Below are 23709 nucleotides of genomic sequence, written 5' to 3'. Positions count from 1 at the left end.
ATTAACGCTCACTGGAATCGATCATGGACATCACCGACTACATGCACACGCTGGGCCGCAACGCCCGCGCCGCCGCGCGGGCGATGGCGCGCGCCGACGGCGCCACGCGCAACCGCGCGCTGCTCTTGATTGCCGATGCGATCGAGCGCGACGCCGCGCAGCTGGCCGCCGCCAATGCGCTCGACCTCGACGCCGCGCGCAGCGCCGGCCTGGCGCCGGCGCTGCTCGACCGCCTGGCGCTGTCGCCGGCAGCGATCGCGACCATGGTCGAAGGCCTGCGCCAGATCGCCACCTTGCCCGATCCGATCGGCGAGATCTCGAACATGAAATCGCGCCCGAGCGGTATCCAGGTCGGCCAGATGCGCGTGCCGCTGGGCGTGATCGGCATCATCTACGAAGCGCGCCCGAACGTGACGGTCGATGCGGCCGGCCTGTGCATCAAGAGCGGCAACGCGGCGATCCTGCGCGGCGGTTCGGAAGCGATCCACTGCAACCGCGCGCTGGCCAAGCTCGTCACCGAAGGTGTCAGCAAGGCGGGCTTGCCGCTGGACGCGGTGCAGGTAGTCGATACCGTCGACCGCGCCGCCGTCGGCGCCCTGATCACGATGCCGCAGTACGTCGACGTCATCGTCCCGCGCGGCGGCAAGGGGCTGATTGCGCGCCTGATCGAGGAAGCCACGGTGCCGATGATCAAGCACCTGGACGGCATCTGCCACGTCTACATCGACGACAAGGCGGATCCCGGCAAGGCGCTGCCGATCGCCTTCAATGCCAAGTGCCACCGCTACGGCACCTGTAATACGATGGAGACGCTGCTGGTCGCGCGTTCGATCGCGCCCGTCGTGCTGCCGCAACTGGCGGAGCTCTACCAGGCGAAGGAAGTCGAGCTGCGCGCCGACGCCGAGGCGCAGGCGATCCTGGCCGGCTACCCGCACCTGGCCGCTGCAACCGAAGAAGACTGGAGCACCGAATACCTGGCGCCGGTCCTGGCCATCAAAGTGGTGGCGGGGATCGAGGAAGCGATGGACCACATCGACCGCTATTCGTCGAAGCATACGGAGGCCATCGTCACCGAGGATTACAGCGCGGCGCTGCGCTTCCTGCGCGAAGTCGACTCGGCCTCGGTGATGGTGAATGCCTCGACCCGCTTCGCCGACGGTTTCGAGTACGGCCTCGGCGCCGAGATCGGCATCTCGAACGACAAGCTGCATGCGCGCGGCCCGGTCGGGCTGGAAGGGCTGACTTCATTGAAATACGTCGTGTTCGGGCACGGCGAAGTACGTACTTAACTGTCAAGGAACCGCATGTACCTCTGGATCAAAGCCTTCCACATCATTTTCATCGCTTCCTGGTTCGCCGGCCTGTTCTACCTGCCGCGCATCTATGTCAACCTGGCGCAGGAGACGGACGTTACTGCAACGACCCGTTTGCTCGGCATGGCGCGCCGCCTGTACCGCTTCACCACCATGCTGGCGATTCCCGCGCTGCTGCTGGGCCTGTGGTTATGGCTGGGCTTCGGCATCCAGGGCGGCTGGCTGCATGCGAAGCTGGCGCTGGTGCTGCTGGCGATCGGCTACCATCATGCGTGCGGTTCGATCCTGAAGAAGTTCGAGGCCGGCGTGAACAAGCGCAGCCACACCTGGTTCCGCTGGTTTAACGAAGTGCCGGTGCTGCTGCTGGTGCTGATCGTGATCCTGGTGGTCGTCAAGCCGTTCTGATCGTCACAGCCCGGGCGGACGTCGCGGTGCGCCACGGTACGACCGCGTGGGCAGAGCCCACCCTACGAACAGCCACGAACCGTAGAGGTTGTGAAAAAATCGTCAGGGCAAGGCGCGCCGCCGAAGACAGTACGTGGGTACGGCAAGGCGGCGCAACGCCGCCATGGCGATTTTTTCACAACCTCGTAGGGTGGACTTTGTCCACGCGGTTTACCATATGAACACCGCAACACACATCCACACCTGAAGCGGCGGCGCTCCAGGTGTTTTTTAATTTTTCACCAACGGACAAAGGGTACCCCCATGACCTCCTATTTTTGCCCCTGCCCGCGCGGCATGGAAGCGGCGCTTGCCGAAGAACTCGCTGAAATCGCGCAGGCGCACAGCGACACCCTGAAAGTTCACAACCAGGTCCCCGGTGGCGTGCACTGCTCCGGCACCATGCTCGACGCCTACCGCGTCAACCTGCACTCGCGCATCGCCTCGCGGGTGCTGATGCGCATGGGCCAGCGCAGCTACAACAACGAAAACGACATCTACGACCTGGTGCTCGAGCAGCCGTGGGAAGACTGGTTCGGCGTCGACCACACGATCCGGGTCGACGTCACGGCGGTGAAGTCGCCGCTGAAAAGCCTGGAATTCACGACTCTGAAAATCAAGGATGCGATCTGCGACCGCTTCCGCGACCAGTTCAACAAGCGCCCGTCGGTCGATACGCGCGAGCCGGACATGCGCATCGTCGGCTTCCTCGACGCCCGCAATTTTATTATCTACCTCGACACCTCGGGCGAGGCGCTGTTCAAACGCGGCTGGCGCGAAGAGACGGGCGACGCGCCGCTGCGCGAAAACCTCGCCGCCGGCATGTTGCGCGTGTCGGGCTGGAAGCCGGGCGTACCATTGTTCGACCCGATGTGCGGCTCGGGCACGATCCTGGTCGAGGCGGCGCAGATGGTGCAGGGTATCCCGGCCGGCGCGCGCCGCCGTTTCGCCTTCGAAAAGTTTGCTGACTTCGATCGCGCTGCATGGCAGGACATGAAGGCCGCGATCAAGGCAAATGTGCTGCCGACGGAACCGACCATCTTCGGCTCGGACATCTCGGGCGACATGGTCGAAATGACCCGCCATAACCTGAAAATCGCCGGCATCCTGTTCGACGTACCGCTGAAACAGATCGAGGCGCAGCACGTCAATCCGCCGGTCGATGGCCCCGGCATCCTGCTGACCAACCCGCCCTACGGCGAGCGCATCGGCGTGCGCGGCGACTCGACGGTTCCACAGGACGAGATGGCGGTGTCGTTCTATTCCGCGCTCGGCACCACGCTCAAGCAGCGCTTCGCCGGCTGGACCGTGTTCCTGTTCACGGCCGACCTGTCGCTGCCCAAGCTGCTGCGTTTGAAGGAAGCGCGCAAGACGCCATTCTTCAACGGCGCCCTCGAATGCCGCCTGTTCCGCTTCGACATGGTGGCCGGCTACAACCGCCGCGAGGAAGCCAAGCCGAAACTGGACAATAACTAAGCCATTAACCAAGTCACCGATGCTGCCACCGACCGACCCCGACCAGCTGCCGAAAGACCCGGTGGTGCCGGTGCCCTTGCCGGCGCCACACAAGATCGTCATGCTCTCGGCCGGCGGCCTGGCAACCCTGCTGGCGGGTTTGTCGATGCTCGGCCCGTTCTCGATCGACGCCTATCTGCCGGCCTTCCCGCAGATCATGGCCAACCTGCACGCATCGAGCATCGAGGTGCAGCAGACCCTGACGGCCTACATGCTGGCCTTTGCCGGCATGGTGCTGTGGCATGGCGCGCTGTCGGATGCATTCGGGCGGCGCAACGTGATCCTGGTCGCCCTGGTCGTGTTCGCGATCGGCACCTTCGGCTGCGCGGCGGCGTCCACCGTCCACTACCTGTGGGTGTTCCGCATCATGCAGGGGGTCTCGGCCGGGGCCGGCGTGGTGGTCGGGCGCGCCATCATCCGCGACCTGTATTCGGATGCGCCGGCGGCGCGGCTGCTGTCGATGGTGACGATGATCTTCTCGATCGCGCCGGCGCTGGCGCCGGTCATGGGCGGCTGGATCGTCACCCTGTTCGACTGGCGCGCAATCTTCCTGGCGCTGTGCGCCTACACCCTGATCCTGGGCTGGGTATGCTGGAAGCACCTGCCGGAAACGATACCGCTGGCGCAGCGCCAGCCCTTCAATCCGCGCTTCCTGGCGCAGAGCTACAGTGCGATCTTCAGCTCCTTCCTGTTCCACATGAAGGCGGGCGTGACGGCGCTGAACTTCGCCGGCCTGTTCCTCTACATTACCGCCTCTCCGGTGCTGCTGCCGGTGCATTTGAAGCTCGGCCCATCCGAATTCGCCTGGCTGTTCGTCCCGACCGTGAGCGGGATTTTCCTCGGCTCGATGGCGGCCAACCGCATGGCCGGCAAGTACAGCTTCGCGCGCCAGATCGGCATCGGTTTCGCCTTCATGCTGTGCGCCGTCACCTTCAACGTCGGCTACCACCTGTTGCTGCCGCCGGCGCTGCCCTGGACCGTGCTGCCGATGTTCTTCTTCACCTTCGGCAGTTCGCTGATCTCGCCGGGCGCCACGCTGCTTGCGCTCGACCTGTTCCCGCACATCCGCGGCACGGTGGCGTCCTGCCAGTCCTTCCTGGTCACGCTGATGGGCGCGATCGTCGCCGGGCTGATCGCACCGGCGCTGTCGCACTCGGTGCTGGCGCTGGCGCTCGGCCAGGCCGGTTTTACCTTGCTGGCGCTGGGGTGCTGGCTGACCGCGCGCAAGTACCGGCGCGTACTGGCGCGCAGAGGCGGCTAACGCAAGGGCGCCCGTCTGGTCAACGCCAAAGTAACGATTAAGGCAACTTTATTGCCATATGTCCAATGAAACGTCACATCTATACATCATTGGTTTGCTAAAAATACATACTTTGCAAGGAAAGTATTGTTCCCTTTCAGAAATGTATATATGCTAAGCCAGCCGTTTGATCTAGATCAACATAGTAGATTGCCTTCTTATTAAGAGATGGCGTGAATGTCTGTCGTGGTAGCCCTGCCGGGAATGCCACCCGAAAAAAAACCTTCCGTGGCGTCGCTCGAGACAATGCACCAACCCGATCAGGATATTCGCAATCGCCTGCTGATTGCCCGTCTGCCGGCGATGCCGCAAATACTCGTCAAGCTGATCGGGCATCTGCAGGCGGACGACCTTGGCATGCCGGAACTGGCGGCGCTGATCGCCAACGATGCCGGCATGACCGGCAAGCTGCTGGCCGTCGCCAACAGCTCCGCCTATCACCGCAGCGGTCGCGGCGTGAACCTCGAGCAGTCGCTGGTTGCCCTCGGCACCGACATGATCAAGACGCTGGTGATCAGCGATTCGGTATTCCAGACCTTTAACAGTTTTCCGCATTCGGGCAGTACCGACCTGCGCGCCTTCTGGAAGCGTTCGCTCGGCGCGGCGGTGATCGCGCGCGACATCGCGCGCCGCATCGAGTACCCGCACCTGGAAGAAGCCTATCTCGCCGGCCTGCTGCACAACGTCGGGCGCCTGGCCCTGCTCGCCACCGCGCCCAAGGAATACGCCTATAACTTCACCGCCCTCGACGACGAAGACCTGTGCGCCGTCGAGCAGCGCACGCTGCAGATCACCCATACCGAAGCGGGCGCCTGGCTGATCGAGCGCTGGCAGCTCGATTCCTTCCTGGCCGACGCCGTGCTGTACCACCACGAGTCGAGCGCGCGCCTGGAGTCGGCCCACCCCCTGATCCGCATCGTGCGCCTGGCGCACCTGATGTCGCACCACCCGCACGATGCGGCCGCGCTCGGCGACGGCGCCGCCCTGTGCGGCCTGGATGCGCGCGAACTGGACGCCATGCTGGCGGGCGCCGCGCGCCAGGTCGACAAGGCCGCCATCCACCTCGGCATCGACCTGGCCGGCGCCGACGAGATCCCGACGCCGCCGGCCTATGCCGCGCCGCCCATCGATCCGGTCCAGCAGCGCTTGCAGGAAGAGGTGCGCAACCTGGTGCTGGTGTCGGAAGTGGGGCAGACCTTCGCACGCCAGCAGGGCGAGTCCGACCTGCTCGAATCGATGACGCGCTCGGCGCGCATCCTGTTCGACTTCGACAACACCGTGATCCTCCTCGAGAACCCGACCGGCCAGATGCTGGTCGGCGCGCCCGGCGGCAGCACCCAGCGCATCGCCGAATTCGCCATCCCACTGAACAAGGGCGGCAGGGAAGAGGGCGTTGCCCAGGCCGCGCTGGCGCGGCGCCTGGTGTATGTGCGGCGCGAAGGCCAGTCCCTGGGCCTGGCCGAAGAGCAGCTGCTGCGCATGCTCGGCACCGACAGCATGGTTTGCCTGCCGCTGGTGGCCGGCAACCGCTGCCTGGGCGTGATGGTCGGCGGCGTGGCGGCCTGGCAGCTCGCCGCCTGCCAGAAGCGCGAACGCTTCCTGCAATCGTTCGGCACGCAAGCGGCGACCGCATTGGAGAACGCCATCGCCGAGCGCGGCAACGCACGGCGCCAGCTCGCCGGCGTGGCCGAGGAATACCGCGAAGCGTCGCGCCGCGTGGTGCACGAGGTGAACAACCCGCTGTCGATCATCAAGAATTACCTGAGTGTCCTCGACAGCAAACTGGCGCGCCAGGAACCGGTGGCCACCGAGATGTCGGTGCTGAACGAAGAGATCGACCGCGTCGGCCAGCTGATCGGCAGCCTGGCCGAGGTCAAGCCGCTCGACACCGGCCCGCGTCCGCTCGACGTAACCAAGGTCGTCGACGACGTGGTGCGCCTGTTCCGCGCCGGCCAGTTCGTCCCCGCCAGCGTGCACATCGCCACCACCATGGGCGAGGAAGCGCGCCTGGTCGAGGGCGACGCCGACCTGCTCAAGCAGATCCTGGTCAACCTGGTGAAAAACGCGGTCGAGGCGCTGGCCGGCAGCGGCGGCGGGCGCATCAAGATCGTCAACCGCGGCGCCGTGCACCGCGAGCGCACCCTGTACGTCGAACTGGCCGTGCTCGATAACGGCCCGGGGCTGGCGCCGGAGGTGATGGCGAACCTGTTCTCGCCCGTGCGCAGCACCAAGGATGGCGCGCACCGGGGACTTGGCCTGTCGATCGTGCATGGGCTGGTGCGCAAGCTGAACGGCCAGATCGCCTGCCGCAGCGGCAGGGGCGGCACCGCATTCGAAATTCTGCTGCCGGCATGGTCCGGCGCCAGCGCAGCACCGGCCTTGCCGGCGCGCGCCCTGGGTTCTGTTTAAGGTCATGATGAACGAGTATCGTCCTGCTGGAGAGCCTTTCCTGTCGACCCTGCCTGGTGCGGCGCACCAGCCGCGTTTGCTGCTGGTCGACGACGAGCCGCGCCTGCTCGCCTCGCTTTACGAATTGCTGCGCGACCGCGGCTTCGATCTCACCACCGCCGGTTCCGGCACCGAAGCCATCGCCCAGCTGTCGCGCAGCCGCTTCGACCTGGTCCTGCTCGACCTGCGCCTGCCCGACATCGGCGGCCACCAGATCATGGACTTCATGAACGAGCGCGGCGTGGACGCCGACGTGATCGTGATGAGCGGCGAAGTCGGCATCGAGGCCGCGATCGGCGCCTTGAAGCGCGGCGCCTACGACTACCTGCGCAAGCCCTACAGCCGCGAAGAGCTGATGAAAACGGTGGGCAACGCGCTTGAACAGCGCCGCCTGGCCGTCGCCAACGCGCGCATGGCGCAGCAGCTGGAAAACTCCGAGAAGATGTACCGCTACCTGGTCGACAGCTCGCCGGACATCATCTATACCTTGAACCACGAAGGGCGCTTCACGTTCGTCAACGACCGCGCCTACCAGCTGCTGGGTTTTTCGCGCGATGAACTGATCGGCAAGCATTACTCGATCCTGGTGCACGACGAAGACCTGGAGCGCGCGCGCTACGTCTTCAACGAGCGACGGGTCGACGAGCGGGCGTCGCGCAACGTCGAGCTGCGTTTGAAATGCCGCGGGGCCAGGAGCAACAGCGGCGAGCGCACCTTCAACAACACCCTGATGACGATCTCGCTGAACTCGATCGGCATGCACGTGCCCGACAGCGAAGTGCAAAAGCTCGAATTCTTCGGCACCTATGGCGTGGCGCGCGACGTCACCGACCGCAAGCGCGCCGAAGAGGTCATCTCCTACCAGGCCTACCACGACATCCTCACCGACTTGCCGAACCGGATCCTGTTCAAGGACCGCCTTGGCCTGGCCGTGATCCAGGCCAAGCGCAAGCTGACCGAACTGGCGGTGATGTTCATCGACCTCGATCGCTTCAAGCTGGTGAACGACACCCTCGGCCACGTCAAGGGCGACGAGCTGCTGCAGCAGGTGGCGGTGCGCCTCAAGGCCTGCCTGCGCAAGGGCGATACGCTGGCGCGCCAGGGCGGCGACGAATTCACCATCGTGTTGCCGGAACTGCGCGACCGCGACGACGCGCGCGTCATCGCCGACAAGTTCCTGGAAAGCCTGCACCGGCCCTTCGACCTCGACGGCCACGAAGTGCACATCTCGGCCTCGATCGGCATCGCCATCTATCCGGGCGACGGCGAATCGATCGACGAACTGCTGCGGCACGCCGACATCGCGATGTACCAGGTGAAAGCGCTGGGCAAGAACGGCCACAGTTTTTATCACGACTCGATGCTCGACGCCTCGCATCAAAAGATCGCGCTGGAGCAGGCGCTGCGCCGCGCGCTCGAGCACAACGAACTGGAGATGTATTACCAGCCGCAGATCGATTCGACCAGCGGCCGCATCGTCGGCGCCGAGGCGCTGATGCGCTGGAATCATCCGACGCGCGGGCTGCTGTCGGCCGGCGAATTCTTGCCCTTCGCCGAAGAGAACGGCCTGATGCTGCCGATCTCGGACTGGATGATCGGCGCCCTGTGCCGCGACATGCTGCAATGGAACCTCGCCAGCGGCCAGGCGGTGCGCCTGTCGCTCAACCTGTCGCCGCAATACCTCGACCGCGGCGACTTTTTCGAGAAGATGCGCGGTGCGCTGGTGCGCTACGGGATTTCGCCGAGCCAGATCGAGGTCGAGATCACCGAGAACATCTGCATCCGCAATCCGCAGTATGCGATCGAGCAGCTCAACAAACTCTGCCAGCTGGGCGTGTCGGTCGCGATCGACGACTTCGGCACCGGCTACTCGTCGCTCTCTTACCTGCACCGTTTCCCGATCCACACGATGAAGATCGACCAGTCCTTCGTCAAGGAGATCCACGACGCGCAAGGGCATTATCCGGTGATCCTGGCGATCATCTCGATTGCGCGCGGCCTGAACCTGCACCTGGTGGCCGAAGGCGTCGAGACCGAGACGCAGGCGGACTACCTGCGGTCCAACGGTTGTGAGACGATGCAGGGCTACCTGTTCCACCGCCCGATTTCGCTGTCGAGCTTCATTGGCGTGCTGCGCGGCCAGGCATCGCCGGCGGCCGCGCTGCGCGCCTGATCCGCGCGCATGAATAGCGCGGGCGTGCCTGGCTCCGAGCGCGACACTGCGGCTCGTCACACTGCCGAATTCCTGCGCGTAAAAGCGCTGGCCGAGCGCGGCGTCGCCAGTGCCCAGCATCAGCTCGGCTTCATGTACGTCAGCGGCCAGGCCGTGCCGCGCAACGAGGCACTGGCCGTCGGCTGGTACCGCAAGGCGGCCGCCGCCGGCCTGGAGCAGGCCCAGTACAACCTCGGCCTGATGTACCAGAAGGGGCAGGGCGTGGCCCAGGATCACGTCCAGGCGCTGCACTGGTACCGCTGCGCGGCCGAGCAGGGCTATGCGCCGGCCCAGTACAACCTGGGCTGGATGCATGCCAAGGGACAGGGCACCGCGGCCGACGTCGGCCAGGCGCTGCACTGGTTCAGCCAGGCCGCCAACCAGGGCGACCCCGGCGCCCAGCACAACCTCGGCATGATGTTCGACGGCGGCAAGGGCGTGGCCCAGGACACGGCGGCGGCGACCGGCTGGTACCGGCGTGCGGCCGAGCAGGGCTATGCGCGCTCGCAGTTCGCGCTGGCGCTGCGCTACGACAGCGGCCAGGGCGTCGTGCGCGACCCGGCGCAGGCGCTCGACTGGTTGCGCCGCGCGGCCGACCAGGGCTATGCGCCGGCCCAGTTCAACCTCGCGCTGCGCTTCGACAAGGGCCAGGACGTCGCCCATGACAGCGTGCAGGCGATCGACTGGTACGAACGCGCCGCGCGCCAGGGCCACGCCAGTTCCCAGTTCAACCTTGCCCTGATCCACGACAGCGGCCATGGCGTGCCGCGCGACGAGGCGGCCGCATTGACGTGGTACCGGCGCGCCGCAGACCAGGGCCACGCCGCCGCCCAGGACAACCTCGGCCTGCGCCACGAGCACGGCCAGGGTGTCGAGCGCGACCCGGTGCAGGCCGCGCACTGGTACCGCCTGGCCGCCGCCCAGGGTTTACCTGCCGCGCAATACCACCTGGGCCAGCTTTACGATGCCGGCAACGGCGTCGACATGGATCCGGCGCAGGCGCTGTACTGGTACGAGCAGGCGGCCGAGCAAGGCCACCTGCGCGCCCAGTTCGATCTCGCCCTGCGTTATGAGTCGGGCGCCGGCGTGGCGCAGGACGCCGCGCGTGCCCTGGCCTGGTACCGGCGCGCGGCCGACCAGGATTACGCGCCGGCCCAGCACATGGTCGGGGTGCTGCTCGACCGCCTGGACACCAGCGATCCGAGGGAAGCAGCGCATTGGTACCGCAAGGCCGCCGACGCAGGCCATGCGCTGGCCCAGTTCGCGCTGGCGCTGCGCTACGACAGCGCCCACGGCGTCGAGCGCGACTACGGGGCGGCACACTTCTGGTACCTGCGCGCCGCACGCCAGGGCCATGCGCGCGCGCAGTTCAACCTGGGCGTGATGTGTGCGACCGGGCAGGGGGTACATCGCGACCTGGTGGCCGCCTACGCCTGGCTGGCGCGCGCCGATGCGGCCGGCGTGGCGGGCGCGGGCGCGTACCTGAAGAAGATCGCGGCGCGCATGGATGCGGGGCAGCTGGAGATGGCGCAGTCTGCTGCTGCCTGAACGCGTGGACGGCAGAGCCGTCCACGCGTCCAACCCACGCATGCATACCGAAAACTCTGCTGAGTGCCGGCACCCGATGGTTAAAATACCGCTACAACAACCACACGCCGTCCCACGGAGACCCATGAACAAACCCCTTCTCGCCGCGCTGGCCCTCGCCTTCGCCTCGACCGCCGCGCTGCCCGCGCATGCCGCACCGGCCACCGTACCCAGCGCCAAATCCGCACCGTTCGACCGCCAGGCCTACACGATCAACCACAAAAAATTCGTGCTGCCCAACGGCCTGACCCTGATCGTGCACGAAGACCACAGCGTGCCCGTGGTCGGCGTCAACATGTGGTACCACGTCGGTTCGCGCAACGAGAAGCGCGGCAAGACCGGGTTCGCGCACCTGTTCGAGCACTTCTTCTTCAACGGCTCCGAAAACTACCCGCATGGCTTCCGCGAGGCGATGGACGACCTCGGCGCCAACAACCGCAACGGCACCACGAATACCGACCGCACCAACTTCTTCGAGGACGTGCCGGTGTCGGCGCTCGAACGCACCCTGTTCCTCGAATCGGACCGCATGGGCTTCCTCGGCAACTACATCTCGAAGGAGATGCTCGAGCGCGAGCGCGGCGTGGTGCAGAACGAAAAGCGCCAGGGCGAGAACCAGCCGTATGGCCGCGTGCGCAACGAGATCGGCGCGAAGATGTACCCGTATTCGCACCCGTATTCGTGGTCGACCATCGGCTCCATGGACGATCTGTCGGCCGCCTCGCTGGAAGACATCCGCGAGTGGTACCGCACATACTATGGTCCGAACAACGCGGTGATGTCGCTGGCCGGCGACATCACGCCGGAAAAGGCGCTCGAACTCGTCACCAGGTACTTCGGCGCGATTCCGCCGGGGCCGCCGCTGCCGCGCACCGAGACCTGGATTCCCCAGCTCGAACGCAACATCCGTGACGAGATGGAAGATCACGTACCGCAGGTGCGCATCTACCGCAGCTGGCACGTGGCCAATTGGAAGGATGCCGACACGCCGCGCCTGGCGCTGCTGGCCGAAGTACTGGCCGGCTCGAAGAGCGCGCGCCTCGATAAGCGCCTGGTCTACGACAAGGGCCTGGCCACCGCGGTCAGTACCTATGTCAACGATGCGGAACTGGGCGGCACTTTTAACATTGTCGCCACCGTCAAACCGGGCGCCGATCCGCTCGAGGTCGAGCGCGAGATCGATGCCATCGTCGCCGACCTGCTGGCCAAAGGCCCGACTGCCGCCGAACTGGCGCGCGTAAAAACCCGCACCCTGTCCGACTTCTCGCGCAGCATCGAGCGCCTGGGCGGCTTCGGCGGGCGGTCCGACGTGCTGGCCGAGAGCATGACCTATGGCGGTGCGCCGGATGCGTATCTGACACGCCTGGAGCAGTTGGCAGCGGCGACCCCAGGCGACGTTAAGGCGGCCGGCAACCGCTGGCTGCGTGCGAATCACTACACGATGACGGTGCGTCCGTTCGCCAAACTGGCGGCCGTGAAGTCGACCATCGACCGCAAAGTGCTGCCGGGCCTGGGCGAGGCACCCGACGTGAAATTCCCGGCCATGCAGCGCGCGCAGTTAAAAAATGGTTTGAAGGTGATCCTGCTCGAACGCCACACGGCGCCGATCGTGAATGCGACGCTCGCGGTGGACGCCGGCGTGGCCTCGGACAGTACGGCCAAGGCCGGCGCCGCTTCGCTCGCGCTCGACCTGCTCGACAAGGGCACCAAAACGCGCGACGCCTTTGCGCTGTCGGATGCGCTGGAGAACCTGGGCGCGCGCCTGGCGACCGCCAGCAGCGCCGACCAGTCGCTGGTACGCCTGCAGGCGACCGCCGCCAACCTGGCGCCGTCGCTCGCCATCATGGCCGACGCCGCGCTGGCCCCGAGCTTCCCGCAAGACCAGTTCGCGCTGCAGAAAGCGCGGCGCATGGCGCAGATCGGCCAGGAAAAGGCGCAGCCGAACAGCCTCGCCATGCGCGTCGTCCCGGCCCTGCTGTACGGCCAGGAACACGCCTACGGCAAGCCTGCCAGCGGCACCGCCGCCAGCGTCGACGCCATCACGCGCGACGATTTGGCGCAGTGGCACGCCAGCTGGTTCCGTCCGGGCAGCGCGACCCTGGTCGTTGCCGGCGACACCACGATGGATAAATTGCTGCCGGCGCTGGAAGCGTCGTTCGGCCGCTGGGCCGCCGGCACGGCACCGGCCAAACCGGCGGCAGCGCTGGGCGCCACGACCGGCAAGAAGGTCTACCTGATCGACAAGCCGGACGCGCCGCAATCGACCATCGTCGCCGCGCACCTGTCGCTGCCTTACGGCCAGCCGGAAGACCTCGCCATCGAGCCGGTGATGCACAACTTCGGCGGCATCGCCACCTCGCGCCTGAACCGTAACCTGCGCCTCGATAAACACTGGAGCTACGGTACCAATGCACGTTTGAGCGAAGTGCGCGGCCAGCGCAGTTTCATCACCATGGCGCCGGTGCAGACGGATAAAACCGTCGAGGCGATGCGCGAAGTGGCGAACGAGGTCAAGGGCGTGGCCGGCGCGCGTCCGCTGGTCGGCGCCGAGTACGAGAGCATCATGCGCAACATGACCTCGCGCCTGGCCGGCCGCTTCGAAACCCTGGGCGCGCTGGAAGCGGCGGCCCTGGCCAGCGTCAACCTGAACCTGCCGGAAAACTACTGGAGTGGGTACTCGGCCAACCTGAAGGCGCTGACGCCCGCACAGCTGGGCCAGGCGGCGAATAAATTCGTGCAGCCGGAGAACGTGGTCTGGGTGGTGATCGGCGACCTGCGCAAGGTGGAAACGGGCATTCGTTCGCTGGGCTGGGGCGAAGTGGTCGTGCTGGACCAGGACGGCAAGCCGGTGAGGTAAATCATAAATCGACTCACAACGTTCACCGTGAGCCGGTGACGGTCGTGTAACGTAGAGGTTGTGAAAAAATCGTCAGGGCAAGGCGGCGCAACGCCGCCATGGCGATTTTTTCACAACCTCGTAGGGTGGGCTCCCGAGCCCACGCGTTACGCACGCTTGAACAATCGAAATTCATTCTGTCACGCATGCGTCGGCAATCGTCATCTGTGTTGGCGGTGTGCCACGGCACGTACGCGTGGACTCAGGAGTCCACCCTACAACGGCGACCCGCCTTTGTCCCGGCACCAACCCTTACCGCGCGCCGTACATACCCGGGCTGGTTTATACTGTACACCCATACAGTTTCTCCATTCCGATGAAACTTTCCGACAAGCTCGAAATCCTGGCGGACGCCGCCAAATACGATGCCTCCTGCGCCAGCAGCGGTGCGCCCAAGCGTGCTTCCGACGGCAACGACGGTGGCGTCGGCGCCACCACCGGCATGGGCATCTGTCACAGCTATACGCCCGACGGCCGCTGCGTCTCGCTGCTGAAAATCCTGCTCACCAATTTCTGCGTCTACGACTGCCAGTACTGCGTCAACCGCCGTACCTCGAATGTCCCGCGTGCACGCTTTTCGGTGGCCGAAGTCGTGAAATTGACCCACGATTTCTACCTGCGCAACTACATCGATGGCCTGTTCCTCAGTTCCGGCATCATCCAGTCAAGCGACTACACGATGGAGCAGCTGGTCGCCGTGGCGCGCACGCTGCGCGAAGAGCACAATTTCAAGGGCTACATCCACCTCAAGACGATTCCGGACGCCGATCCCTTGCTGATCGCCGAAGCCGGCCGCTACGCCGACCGCTTATCCGTGAACATCGAGCTGCCGACCCACGACAGCGTGACCCGCCTCGCGCCCGAGAAAAACGTCCACACCATCAAGCTGGCGATGGGTTCGATCCGGCGCAAGTTGGATGAGAAAGCGGAAGAACCGAAGGCGCCGGCGTTTGCCCCGGCCGGCCAGAGCACGCAGATGATCGTCGGCGCCGACGCCAGCGACGACCAGACCATCCTCAACACGGCCGAGACCCTGTACGGCAGCTATAAACTCAAGCGCGTGTATTACTCGGCCTTCAGCCCGATCCCGCAAAGCCCGGACAGCGTGCCGCTGGCGCCGCCGCCGCTGCTGCGCGAGCACCGCCTGTACCAGGCCGATTTCCTGTTGCGCGGCTATGGTTTTACCGCGGGCGAACTGATGCCGGCGGCCGGCAACCTGGCGCTCGACGTCGACCCGAAACTGGCCTGGGCGCTGGCCAACCGCGACCACTTCCCGATGGACCTGAACCGCGCCGACGCCGAAATGATCGCGCGCGTGCCCGGCATCGGCCTGCGCAACGCCAAGCGCATCGTCGACCTGCGCCGCCTGCGCCGGGTGCGCTGGGAAGATTTGTCGCGCCTGCGCTGCAGCATGAAGAAAATCGCGCCCTTCGTCGTCACCGCCGACTACAAGCCGGCGCAGGGCCTGGCCAGTTCCGACCTGCTGCGGCGCCACCTGGGCGCGCCGCAGGAGCAGATGAACCTGTGGCCGGAGTTGAAGGCGGCATGAACGCGGCGGCCCGCGTGATTGCCGGCCAGCCGCTGGTGGTGTCCGGCTTTCCCGAATGGCGTACTGCCGCGCGCGACCTGTTGATGCATGACGTGGCGCCGGAACGGGTGACCTGGAACGAGGCGGGCGCCGTCGCCACCGACCTGTTCTCGGGTGCGCCGGACTCTGCTTCTCCTGCGGATAATGGGCCTAGCGAGTTAAAGCACGTAAAACCTGCACCCCCGCATTTACTTCGAATACCGCGCGCGCTGATGGACATGCTGCAATCGGCCGCCTGCTGCCGCGTGCCCGACCGTTGGGCCTTCCTGTACCGGGTGATCTGGCGCTGGCAGCACGGCGAGCACGACGTGCAGTCGCCGGCCGATGCCGACGGCGGCAAATTGCACGCGATGGTCAAGGCGGTGCGCCGCGAGGAGCACGACATGCATGCCTATATCCGATTCCGCGAGCGTCCGCTCGACGCCGGCCCGCCGCAGTTCGCCGCCTGGTTCGAGCCGCGCCACGACGTGCTGCCGCAGGTTGCCGAGCATTTCAGGAACCGCATGGGCGGCGTCACCTGGATGATCGGCACGCCCGAGGCCAGCGTCATGTGGGACGGCGCCACCCTGCACCATACCGGCCCGCTGATGTCGAGCGCGGCCGACCTCGACGACGCCGGCGAAGCCCTCTGGCTCACCTATTACCGCAGCATTTTTAACCCGGCGCGTGTCAACGCTCAGCTGATGCAAAGCCATATCCCGTCGCGCTTCTGGAAGAATCTGCCTGAAGGCGCGATCGTCCCGCAAATGGTCAGCAATGCCGAACTGGGCGCGCGCAGCACCGGCCAGGCCCAGGCGGTGGGCCGGCAAAGCGGGCGCACGATCGCGATCGCGCCCGCCGACGCCCAACCCGAACGCCAGCAACCGTCGAAACTCGACGAATGCCGCCGCTGCGAACTGTGGCAGTTCGCGACGCAAGCCGTCGGTGGGGAAGGGCCGAAGCGGGCGCAGATCATGCTGGTGGGCGAACAGCCGGGCGACCAGGAAGACCTGGCCGGCAAAGCCTTTATTGGACCGGCCGGCAAGCTGCTCGACCGCGTGTTCGAGAGCGCCGGCCTGGACCGGCGCGAGATCTATCTCACCAACGCCGTCAAACATTTCAAATGGGAGCCGCGCGGCAAGCGGCGCCTGCATAAAACCCCGGCGCAGCGCGAGGTCGAGGCTTGCCACTACTGGCTCGACAAGGAGCTGGCGGCAGTCAAGCCGAAGGTGATCGTGGCGCTGGGCGCGACCGCCCTGAAATCGGTGTTGGGGAGCGGCAGCGCGAAACTGGGCGAGTCGCTCGGCAAGGCGATCCGCCATGGGGAACACTGGGTCGTCACCGTCTATCACCCGTCCTACATCCTGCGCGTGCCGGACGAAGAGACCAAGCACCAGGCGTTCAAGGTAATGGTCGACGGGTTCAAGTTGGCGCAGTCATTGCTGGAGCGCCCCGCGTAGGGTGGGCCGGGCCACGAATGGCACTTGTGCCCACGCGGTACAGCATGTGCCGGTCGAAATGCATTTCGATTTGCACACGCCGCACCGCGTGGGCTCGAGAGCCCGCCCTACACAACCATCATTTTGCCGGCATCACCGCCACATCGAAACGCACCAGATCCCCGGCGCTGACCTGCTTCGCGGCGCCCGGCGGCGTCACCGTCCCGATCGCAAACCCCGGCTGCACCTGCACCACCGACAAGGTCCCGACCGGCGTCTCGACGGCGCCGAGCGGCACCAGCGGGTCGGCCCCGTACACCTGCTGGCGCGGGTCGGCGCGGTAGATCACCAGCTGGTCGCCCGGCGCCAGCGACGAGGTGCTGCCGGCATCGATGAAGATGCGCTCGCCCTGCACCTGCACCACCTTCGCCATGAACGGCAACGCGGCGATATCGGTGGAGACGGCGGCGATGCCTTCGTCGAGCGCGCGCAGGATCGCGCCGCCGAATGGCGTGGCGGCAAAGCTGGCACTGCCAAACGGTTTATCGCGCCCGACGCGGCGCGCGCCGACCTGCTCGACCAGCACATTGCGCCGCGCGACCAACGCTCCACTCAAGCCGTCGTGCACGTACAAGGCGATCTCGATGCGGCGCGCATCCTTCTTGATCAGGCCGTAATAGGCCGGCTGCTCGTAATTGCCGGCGTCGACGATTTCGCCCGAGATCACGAACTGGCCGTCGTACATCGATGCCAGGCGGCGCACGGCCGCCGTGTCGGTGCTCGGGCCGTCCACGCCGGGAGAAATCACGTAGGGGCTTTCCTTGCCGAGGAATTTGCTGCTCGCGCCCATCCGGCGCAGCAATTCCTGCGGTAGCCGAACGGCGATGTCGTCGACGTCGTCCAGTTGCGGCGAGCGGCGCACGCGGAAGGGCGTGACGACGATTTTCTTTTTATAGGCCAGCGTGGCGCCGCCGCGCGGGCGCGCCTCTTCTTCCTTCACTGCGATGCGCACGTGCAGCAGCTGGCCAGTCTGCCATTCGCGCAGCACCGTGTAGCGCTCGAAGTCGGCGGCCGGTTGCACGCGGCTGCTCTCGAACGCCTTGCCGCGCGTGGACGCGCCGGCGGCAACGTCGACGCGGGCGCCGCTGCGCAGGCCCAATTGTTCGAGGGCGTCGCGGATGGCGCCCTGGCGCGCACGCGCAAGGCCACCTTCGGCGATCGCGGCGACGCCTTCGGCTTCGGCCGGCGCGGCGGCGGCAAATAACGGAAAGTGAAGCAGCAGCGCCAGGAGGGCGCTACCGAGAAGCCGCAGCTTACTGGGCATGGTAGAACGACGCGCCGTAGGCAGCGCCAGGGCCGGCGTTGCCCACCATGGTGCGGGCGTTCTTCGCCACTGCCGGGGCGGCGTGTGGGGCAGGGTCGCGAGCTGGAACTGGGATGCGCGCCGCATTGGTGTCGAAATCCATCTCCACGGTCGTTTCGTAGGTGCCGTCGTCGCGCTGGGCGACGTTGGTCACGCGCGCGCCACGGATGAAGGCGTCAATATACACCTTGAAACTGTCGTCCTTGAGCGCCAGCGAGGCAACCGTGCTGCCGCCTTCGATGCGCAAGCCATAGACCTGTTCGGCCATCGAACGGTAGGCATCCAGGCGCGCCGCGCGCATGGCCAGCAGCTTGCGCTGGGCCGGCGAAACGCGCTCGCATTCGCCATTGCAGGAAGCCATGTTGACGGCGCCATAACCGGTGGCGTGCAGGGTCACGATCGCCGGCTGCGCGAGCGCGGCCGGCGGGGAGGAAGTGCGCATGCTGCCGCAGGCGGACAGCAGCGAGGCGGCGGCAAAGACGAAGATGGCGGCGAATTTCATGACGGATCCATAATGAGTGCATGCGCGCATCGGCGCGCGATCATCTGGATAACGACCGCCTGCCCCGGATCTTGATGGTTCAGGGAAATATTTATGCGCGTATCCAGATGAGTGAGTATTCGTGATATTCAATATACATATGGCTCTTGTAACATCTTGTTTCTTGCTTATATCGCTAGATGACAACACAATGTCCTCCAGCTAACTACCGAAGGATGTAACCATGCTGTTGAAACGTGTCGTCACCGCACTGAGCCTGTGTTTCCTGAGCCTGCCCGTCCTGGCGCAGACCGCAGCCGAGCCCGCTGCTCCCGCCCCTGCGCCTTCCGCAGCCACTGCTGCCACTGAACCCACGACGGAAAGTGGCGAACCGGTTCCCCAACAGGTGCTCGTCTCTGGCAGCCGCCCCGGCCCGGGCGTGTGGAAGGTCTCGAAGGATGACCATGTGATGTGGGTGTTCGGCACCTATTCTCCTTTGCCGGCCGGGATGGAATGGCATTCACGCGGCGTCGAAAAGGCAATTGCCCAGTCGCAGGAATACCTGAAGCCGCCGGGAGCAAGCGTCAGCGTCGGCTGGGGCGCCGTGACGGCCTTGCCTTTCCTGATTGGCGTCAAAAAGAATCCGGACGGCGCGGAACTGAAGGACTTGCTGCCGCCGGAGGTGTATGCGCGTTGGCGTCCGCTGAAGGAGGTTTATTTTGGCAACGACAGCGGTATCGAGCGCGAGCGTCCCTCCTTCGTCGCGGCCGAATTGTCGAACCGCGCACTCAAGCAGGCAGGCCTCACGAGCAGCAGCGAGATCGGCAAAACCATCGACAAACTCGTCGGGAAGCACAAGCTCAAGGTCACTGATCCTACGCTGCGGGTCGAGGTCAAGGAACCGGGCAAGGCCGTGCGCGACTTCAAGAAGTCGGCCATGGACGACATTCCTTGCCTTGCCAAGACCATTGACCGGCTCGACCGCGATCTCGTCGCGATGCGTGCCCGCGCGAACGCCTGGGCGGTCGGTGACTACGAGGACATCCGCAAACTCGATTACGGCGAACGGGCCGCCTGCCAGCAGGCCGTGCTGAGCAGTTCGCTGGCAAAGAACCAGCCTGAGCTGCAGACGCTGAACGAACGTTCGCTGGCCGCCTGGGTGGCCGCCGCGGAAAAGGCGCTGGCGACCAACGCGAGCACGTTCACGGCCGTGCACATCAAGGAAATCCTGGACCCGAAAGGGGTAATCGCCACGCTGCAGGCCAAGGGATATACGGTCGAGCCGCCCAAATGAAACACAGGCCGGCGCCCTGTGCGGGGCGGCGGCCTGTCGTTTGTTGCAGGTTCGATGCAGGGCAAGTAACTGCCCCGCCATCTGCTTACATGGCTTGCGACTTGCGGCGTGCAGCCGCGAAACCCAGCAGGGCAATGCCGACCAGGGCGAAGGTGCCTGGTTCCGGCACGTCGGCCGGTGGTGGCGGAGGCGGAGGCGTCACGATGCTGCCGCCGAAGCCGGACAGCTTGAAGTAATCGTTGCCGTTGCCAAAGCCGAGGCTGCTCGGCTGGCCCGAATAGGCCGTGTTGTAGGCACTGATCAGCCACCACGACGCCGTCTTGACTTCGCCGGTATTGTTGAAGCTGAGCGCAGTGCTCGGCGTCAGGGTCGAAAAGTCGCCCATCCACTCCCAGCCTTCCGTACTCTTCAGGTCCGACATCATGCTATTGGTGAGCAATGGTGCGCTGTCGCCCGTGTAGCGCAGGATGCTGACGTCGGCATCGCCGCTACGCCAGCCGATCGAGACCTGGTCCAGGGCGAAGTTGGCCGAACCGAAATTCACCAGGATCGCCTCGGTGGCGCCGTTGTTGTCCATCGCATGCTGCGGATTGGAGAGCGATTCGTTCTTGCTGGTGATGCCGATACCGGAACCGGCATAGTAGGTCATCGTTGCGCTCTTGAACGTGCCGGTGTTTTGCGCCGACCAGGCCGTGACGGTGGCGCCGTAGCTGGTACCGCCGGCATTTGCTGCGCAGTGAATCACGCTGGTAGTCGTGCCGCCAGCCGTGCAGGTCTTTTCCGAATACGAAATTGGTCCGGCAACAGCCAGGCCGTGTGCCGCGACGAGTGCGATGCTTCCTGCAATGCTGCCGAATTTGTTCAGTTTCATGGAATTCCCCAAGAATGTTGTATTTCTAAAAAGATACGTTCATTTACATATTACAATAAATAAAACGTTTTTTGCAACAAAAATTGCTTTTTTTTAAATTCCCGAGTGGTGTTGTGTGCTTGGAACACCGTAAAGGTGTCTGCGCCCATCAAGACTGAGGCGGTGCCCAGACCAGCTGAGCCGCATTGGAAGGTTGGCAGCGGGGCATGATCCCGCGTAGAATGAGAGCAATGCGGGTGTAGCTCAATGGTAGAGCCGAAGCTTCCCAAGCTTAAGACGAGGGTTCGATTCCCTTCACCCGCTCCATCCCACGGCGCCAGCTCGCGCGCCATCTTGCACAATTTCCAGAACTACATAAAACGGTGATTGCGTTATCATGACCGTTGCACTTTGCATATGAACCCGAGTCGGGCGTGCAGGGTAATCATCACTGGTCGTCGAATCTGGAAAAGGTGGAAAGAATGAAGCTGTCCCGTGTCATGGATGTCGCCTCGCAATACATGCGTGCACAGTTGTATGCGATGTCGTCGATCAAGCGCCTGTCGGACGTGCATTTGCTGTGGGGGCCGATGTACGCGCGTACCAGTCTCGGCCTTGGCGCCAAGTTCTTTTCGCTGTACAGCCTGGCCGAGGTGCCGAAGCGCACCTGGTCGGACTACCTCGACAACGAGCCTTTGAAGAAGCGTTATGCGGCGATCACGTCGCACGAGGCGCGCGAACTGGCCGACAACAAGATCATGTTCTTCGAGCATTGCCGCCAGCACGGCATTCCGACTGCCAACATCGTGGCCCTGATTACCCGCGCGTCACCCGCAGGCAGCACCATCCCGCACTTGCTCAGTGCCGCCGATCTGGAAAAGGTACTGGTGCCGGGCGAGTATTTTGTCAAACCGAGCAATGGCTCGCACGGCAAGGGCACCTTTTCGCTGACCGTCACCGCAACGAAGGTGCGCTGGAGCGGGGGCCACGAGGGCAGCTTCGAGGACCTGGAGCGCTATTGCGCCCCGATACTGGCCTACACGCGAGCGCTGATCGTCCAGCCCAAACTGTCGAACCACCGCGCCATCAAGTCCATCACCCAATCAAAAGGCTTGTCGACGATCCGCGTCGTCACCTTCCGCCACGCGGGCAAGATCGAAGTCATTGCCGGGGCCGTGCGCATCGTCGTCGGCGAGTCCGACGTGGACAATTTCTCGCACGGCGCCAGCGGCAACCTCGTCGCCGGGGTCGACGTCGCCCGGGGCACGATGATCACCTCGATCGGCTCGAAGTCGAAGACCTGGCCGGCCATGCGCGAAGTCGCGGTGCACCCCGGTTCGGGCGCATCGATCATCGGCGTTCAGCTGCCGTACTGGCCCGAAGTGCTGGCGCTGGTCACCCGGGCCCACGAGACGATCGCAGGCCTGCACACGGTCGGCTGGGATGTGGCGATCCTCGAAGATGGCCCGGTGATCGTCGAAGCGAACTGGCGTTACGACATCGATATCCTGCAAGTCGCCTATAAAAAAGGTTTTAGGAAAGTTATCGACGACAAGCTGGCCAGCTGATCAGAACGGCAGCGGTGCATCGCTCTCCGGCGCGGGCAGCGAAATATCGATCTCCTGCAACTGCAGCGTCTCCAGCTGCAGCAAGGCCAGCAATTCTCCGGTCTGGAACGACGCATACGCGCGAAAGCCGTTCGGTTGCACCGACACCAGCATGACCGGCTTGGCCGGGAAATGTTCCGCGACTTTCCGGATGACCGGTTCCGCCGCACCTTTTACTGTAAACCGCGGTTCGACGATGGCGACCACGATCGGTGAACCATGCGGGGCAAACTGGGTGACGTGTACTCGCATCAGATCCGGTCGCTTTCCTTGCGCACCACGCGGCCGATGACCAGGCAGCCGTCGCCCTCGCAGGCGCGCCGATAATAAGTACGCTGGTCGGGGTTGTCCGAGGCCAGCCACCAGCGCCCGCCATCCTTTTGCATGCGCTTGACGACGGGTTCGCCGTTGAAATTGACGGCAAACACCTGGCCGGCCGTGGGTTTCCTGTCGGCGGTGTTGATGACGACGATATCGTCTTCGTACAGGGTCGGCTCCATGCTCTGACCCTTGACCAGGATCGCAATCAGCTTGCCTGGGTTGAGTCCCTTGCGTTCGACCCAGTCGCGGCGCATGCCGACCGTGCCGCCATCGTGGTGCTCGGGTTCGGTCTGGAAACCGGTGACGCCTGCGGACAGGCGTAATTTCACCATCGGCACCTGAATAAACGTGTCGTCGCTGGCGTCGGAGACGACCACGCGCATGGCGCCGGGAAAGAGGGCGGCGGGATCGCTGCCGCGCAAGCCGTCGATGATGGCGGCCGGCAGGCTGCGACCGGTGACCTTGGCGATCGCCAGCAACTGCTGCAGGCTGGGACTGTGCTTTTCGGTCTCCCAATGCGAGATGTTCGCCTTGGTATGGCCACGCGCCGTGCCGAGCTCGAAAGCGAGCTTGGTCCCCAGGGCTTCGCCCGACAGGCCGGCTTCCTGCCGCGCCGTTTTGATCCAGTTGGCAATCATCGTTTTAGCTTCCATGGTGAAAGTGTATAGCAAATCTAAACGTGCGAGTATAGAAAAAGTTTACTATTAAGTATAGTATTACTATACCGAGGCTGATCTGGCTCAACGACACGAAGGGAGAATGGCGATGAAACTGAACATGGTGGAAATCTCGAGCGTGATTGGTGCGTTCGCATCGATCAGCACCGCGCTGACGCTCGAGCGGGTCGGCGTCGCCTTTGGCATCCTCACCGGTTTGACGACCTGCGCCCTGAACGTGTTTTATATGTTGAGGAAGGATGCACGCGAACAGCGCCAGGCCGAGCTGGCCATCCGCGAAACGGAGGCGCGGCTGGCGGCGCTGGAGGTTAAAAAATAAGCGTGCAAACGTGCCGCTGTTGTCTCCTCATCCAAACTGTGGTGACATGGCGTGTCGGCAGGTCAGCCTTTAGCGG

18 protein-coding genes and 1 tRNA gene are annotated in these 23709 nt (G+C 64.7%); 14 read left to right on the top strand and 5 right to left on the bottom strand.

Annotated elements, in window-relative coordinates; genetic code table 11:
- Positions 1–23: 23 nt before the first annotated feature.
- The 10 genes from AC56LG_RS08960 to AC56LG_RS08915 all read left to right on the top strand — a co-directional run bounded on the left by AC56LG_RS08960 (position 24) and on the right by AC56LG_RS08915 (position 16742).
- The gene (locus AC56LG_RS08960) at positions 24–1289 is read left to right on the top strand and encodes a glutamate-5-semialdehyde dehydrogenase (RefSeq protein WP_497165741.1); all 1266 of its coding nucleotides are present in this window, start codon (positions 24–26) and stop codon (positions 1287–1289) included.
- A gap of 15 nt (positions 1290–1304) precedes the next feature.
- Positions 1305–1718 (top strand): CopD family protein, encoded by a 414-nt coding sequence (locus AC56LG_RS08955; RefSeq protein WP_497165740.1) that lies wholly within the window; start codon positions 1305–1307, stop codon positions 1716–1718.
- Positions 1719–2021: 303 nt separating this feature from the next.
- Positions 2022–3233, top strand: a complete 1212-nt coding sequence (locus tag AC56LG_RS08950) for a THUMP domain-containing class I SAM-dependent RNA methyltransferase (RefSeq protein WP_497165739.1) — start codon at positions 2022–2024, stop codon at positions 3231–3233.
- A 19-nt stretch (positions 3234–3252) separates the two neighbouring features.
- Positions 3253–4533: a multidrug effflux MFS transporter gene (locus AC56LG_RS08945; protein WP_497165738.1), complete on the top strand. Its 1281-nt coding sequence runs from the start codon at positions 3253–3255 to the stop codon at positions 4531–4533.
- A gap of 285 nt (positions 4534–4818) precedes the next feature.
- The gene (locus tag AC56LG_RS08940) at positions 4819–6981 is read left to right on the top strand and encodes an HDOD domain-containing protein (RefSeq protein ID WP_497165737.1); all 2163 of its coding nucleotides are present in this window, start codon (positions 4819–4821) and stop codon (positions 6979–6981) included.
- A 7-nt stretch (positions 6982–6988) separates the two neighbouring features.
- Positions 6989–9193 carry an EAL domain-containing response regulator gene (locus tag AC56LG_RS08935; protein WP_497165842.1) on the top strand — a complete coding sequence of 735 codons (2205 nt, stop codon included), beginning with the start codon at positions 6989–6991 and terminating at the stop codon, positions 9191–9193.
- Positions 9194–9202: 9 nt separating this feature from the next.
- Positions 9203–10780 carry a tetratricopeptide repeat protein gene (locus AC56LG_RS08930; protein WP_497165736.1) on the top strand — a complete coding sequence of 526 codons (1578 nt, stop codon included), beginning with the start codon at positions 9203–9205 and terminating at the stop codon, positions 10778–10780.
- A gap of 124 nt (positions 10781–10904) precedes the next feature.
- Positions 10905–13676 (top strand): M16 family metallopeptidase, encoded by a 2772-nt coding sequence (locus AC56LG_RS08925; RefSeq protein WP_497165735.1) that lies wholly within the window; start codon positions 10905–10907, stop codon positions 13674–13676.
- 355 nt (positions 13677–14031) lie between these two features.
- Positions 14032–15264 (top strand): putative DNA modification/repair radical SAM protein, encoded by a 1233-nt coding sequence (locus tag AC56LG_RS08920; protein ID WP_497165734.1) that lies wholly within the window; start codon positions 14032–14034, stop codon positions 15262–15264.
- Positions 15261–16742: a UdgX family uracil-DNA binding protein gene (locus AC56LG_RS08915; protein WP_497165841.1), complete on the top strand. Its 1482-nt coding sequence runs from the start codon at positions 15261–15263 to the stop codon at positions 16740–16742. The genes AC56LG_RS08920 and AC56LG_RS08915 overlap by 4 nt, the downstream gene beginning before the upstream one ends.
- 118 nt (positions 16743–16860) lie before the next feature.
- Here the strand turns inward: AC56LG_RS08915 and AC56LG_RS08910 are convergent, their stop codons facing one another.
- Together AC56LG_RS08910 and AC56LG_RS08905 are read right to left on the bottom strand one after the other, a co-directional pair.
- Positions 16861–18045: a flagella assembly protein FlgT middle domain-containing protein gene (locus AC56LG_RS08910; RefSeq protein ID WP_497165733.1), complete on the bottom strand. Its 1185-nt coding sequence runs from the start codon at positions 18043–18045 to the stop codon at positions 16861–16863.
- Entirely contained in the window at positions 18035–18586 is a 552-nt protein-coding gene (locus tag AC56LG_RS08905) for an LPP20 family lipoprotein (protein ID WP_497165732.1), read from the bottom strand. The genes AC56LG_RS08910 and AC56LG_RS08905 overlap by 11 nt, the downstream gene beginning before the upstream one ends.
- Before the next feature lie 229 nt (positions 18587–18815).
- Between AC56LG_RS08905 and AC56LG_RS08900 the strand changes: the two genes are divergently transcribed.
- Positions 18816–19859, top strand: a complete 1044-nt coding sequence (locus AC56LG_RS08900; protein WP_497165731.1) for a TraB/GumN family protein — start codon at positions 18816–18818, stop codon at positions 19857–19859.
- A gap of 85 nt (positions 19860–19944) precedes the next feature.
- Here the strand turns inward: AC56LG_RS08900 and xdp1 are convergent, their stop codons facing one another.
- Entirely contained in the window at positions 19945–20730 is a 786-nt protein-coding gene (gene xdp1, locus AC56LG_RS08895; RefSeq protein WP_497165730.1) for an exosortase-dependent surface protein XDP1, read from the bottom strand.
- Between the two features lie 232 nt (positions 20731–20962).
- On the opposite strand from xdp1, the gene AC56LG_RS08890 reads away from it, so the two are divergent.
- Positions 20963–21036: transfer RNA gene (locus tag AC56LG_RS08890), tRNA-Gly, on the top strand.
- Positions 21037–21191: 155 nt separating this feature from the next.
- Positions 21192–22277 carry a sugar-transfer associated ATP-grasp domain-containing protein gene (locus AC56LG_RS08885; protein WP_497165729.1) on the top strand — a complete coding sequence of 362 codons (1086 nt, stop codon included), beginning with the start codon at positions 21192–21194 and terminating at the stop codon, positions 22275–22277.
- Here AC56LG_RS08885 and AC56LG_RS08880 read toward each other — a convergent pair whose 3' ends face one another.
- A complete protein-coding gene (locus tag AC56LG_RS08880) occupies positions 22278–22568 on the bottom strand; it encodes a hypothetical protein (RefSeq protein WP_497165728.1) in 291 nt (96 codons plus the stop codon).
- Complete coding sequence (locus AC56LG_RS08875) at positions 22568–23290, bottom strand: S24 family peptidase (RefSeq protein ID WP_497165727.1); 723 nt, start codon at positions 23288–23290, stop codon at positions 22568–22570. The genes AC56LG_RS08880 and AC56LG_RS08875 overlap by 1 nt, the downstream gene beginning before the upstream one ends.
- A gap of 112 nt (positions 23291–23402) precedes the next feature.
- On the opposite strand from AC56LG_RS08875, the gene AC56LG_RS08870 reads away from it, so the two are divergent.
- Positions 23403–23633: a phage holin family protein gene (locus AC56LG_RS08870; RefSeq protein WP_497165726.1), complete on the top strand. Its 231-nt coding sequence runs from the start codon at positions 23403–23405 to the stop codon at positions 23631–23633.
- Positions 23634–23709: the final 76 nt, after the last annotated feature.

Source organism: Telluria sp. ZB2R32 (assembly GCF_059685715.1).
The sequence above is the reverse complement of the archived record's forward strand: the minus strand, read 5'-3'. Positions and strand labels throughout refer to the sequence as shown.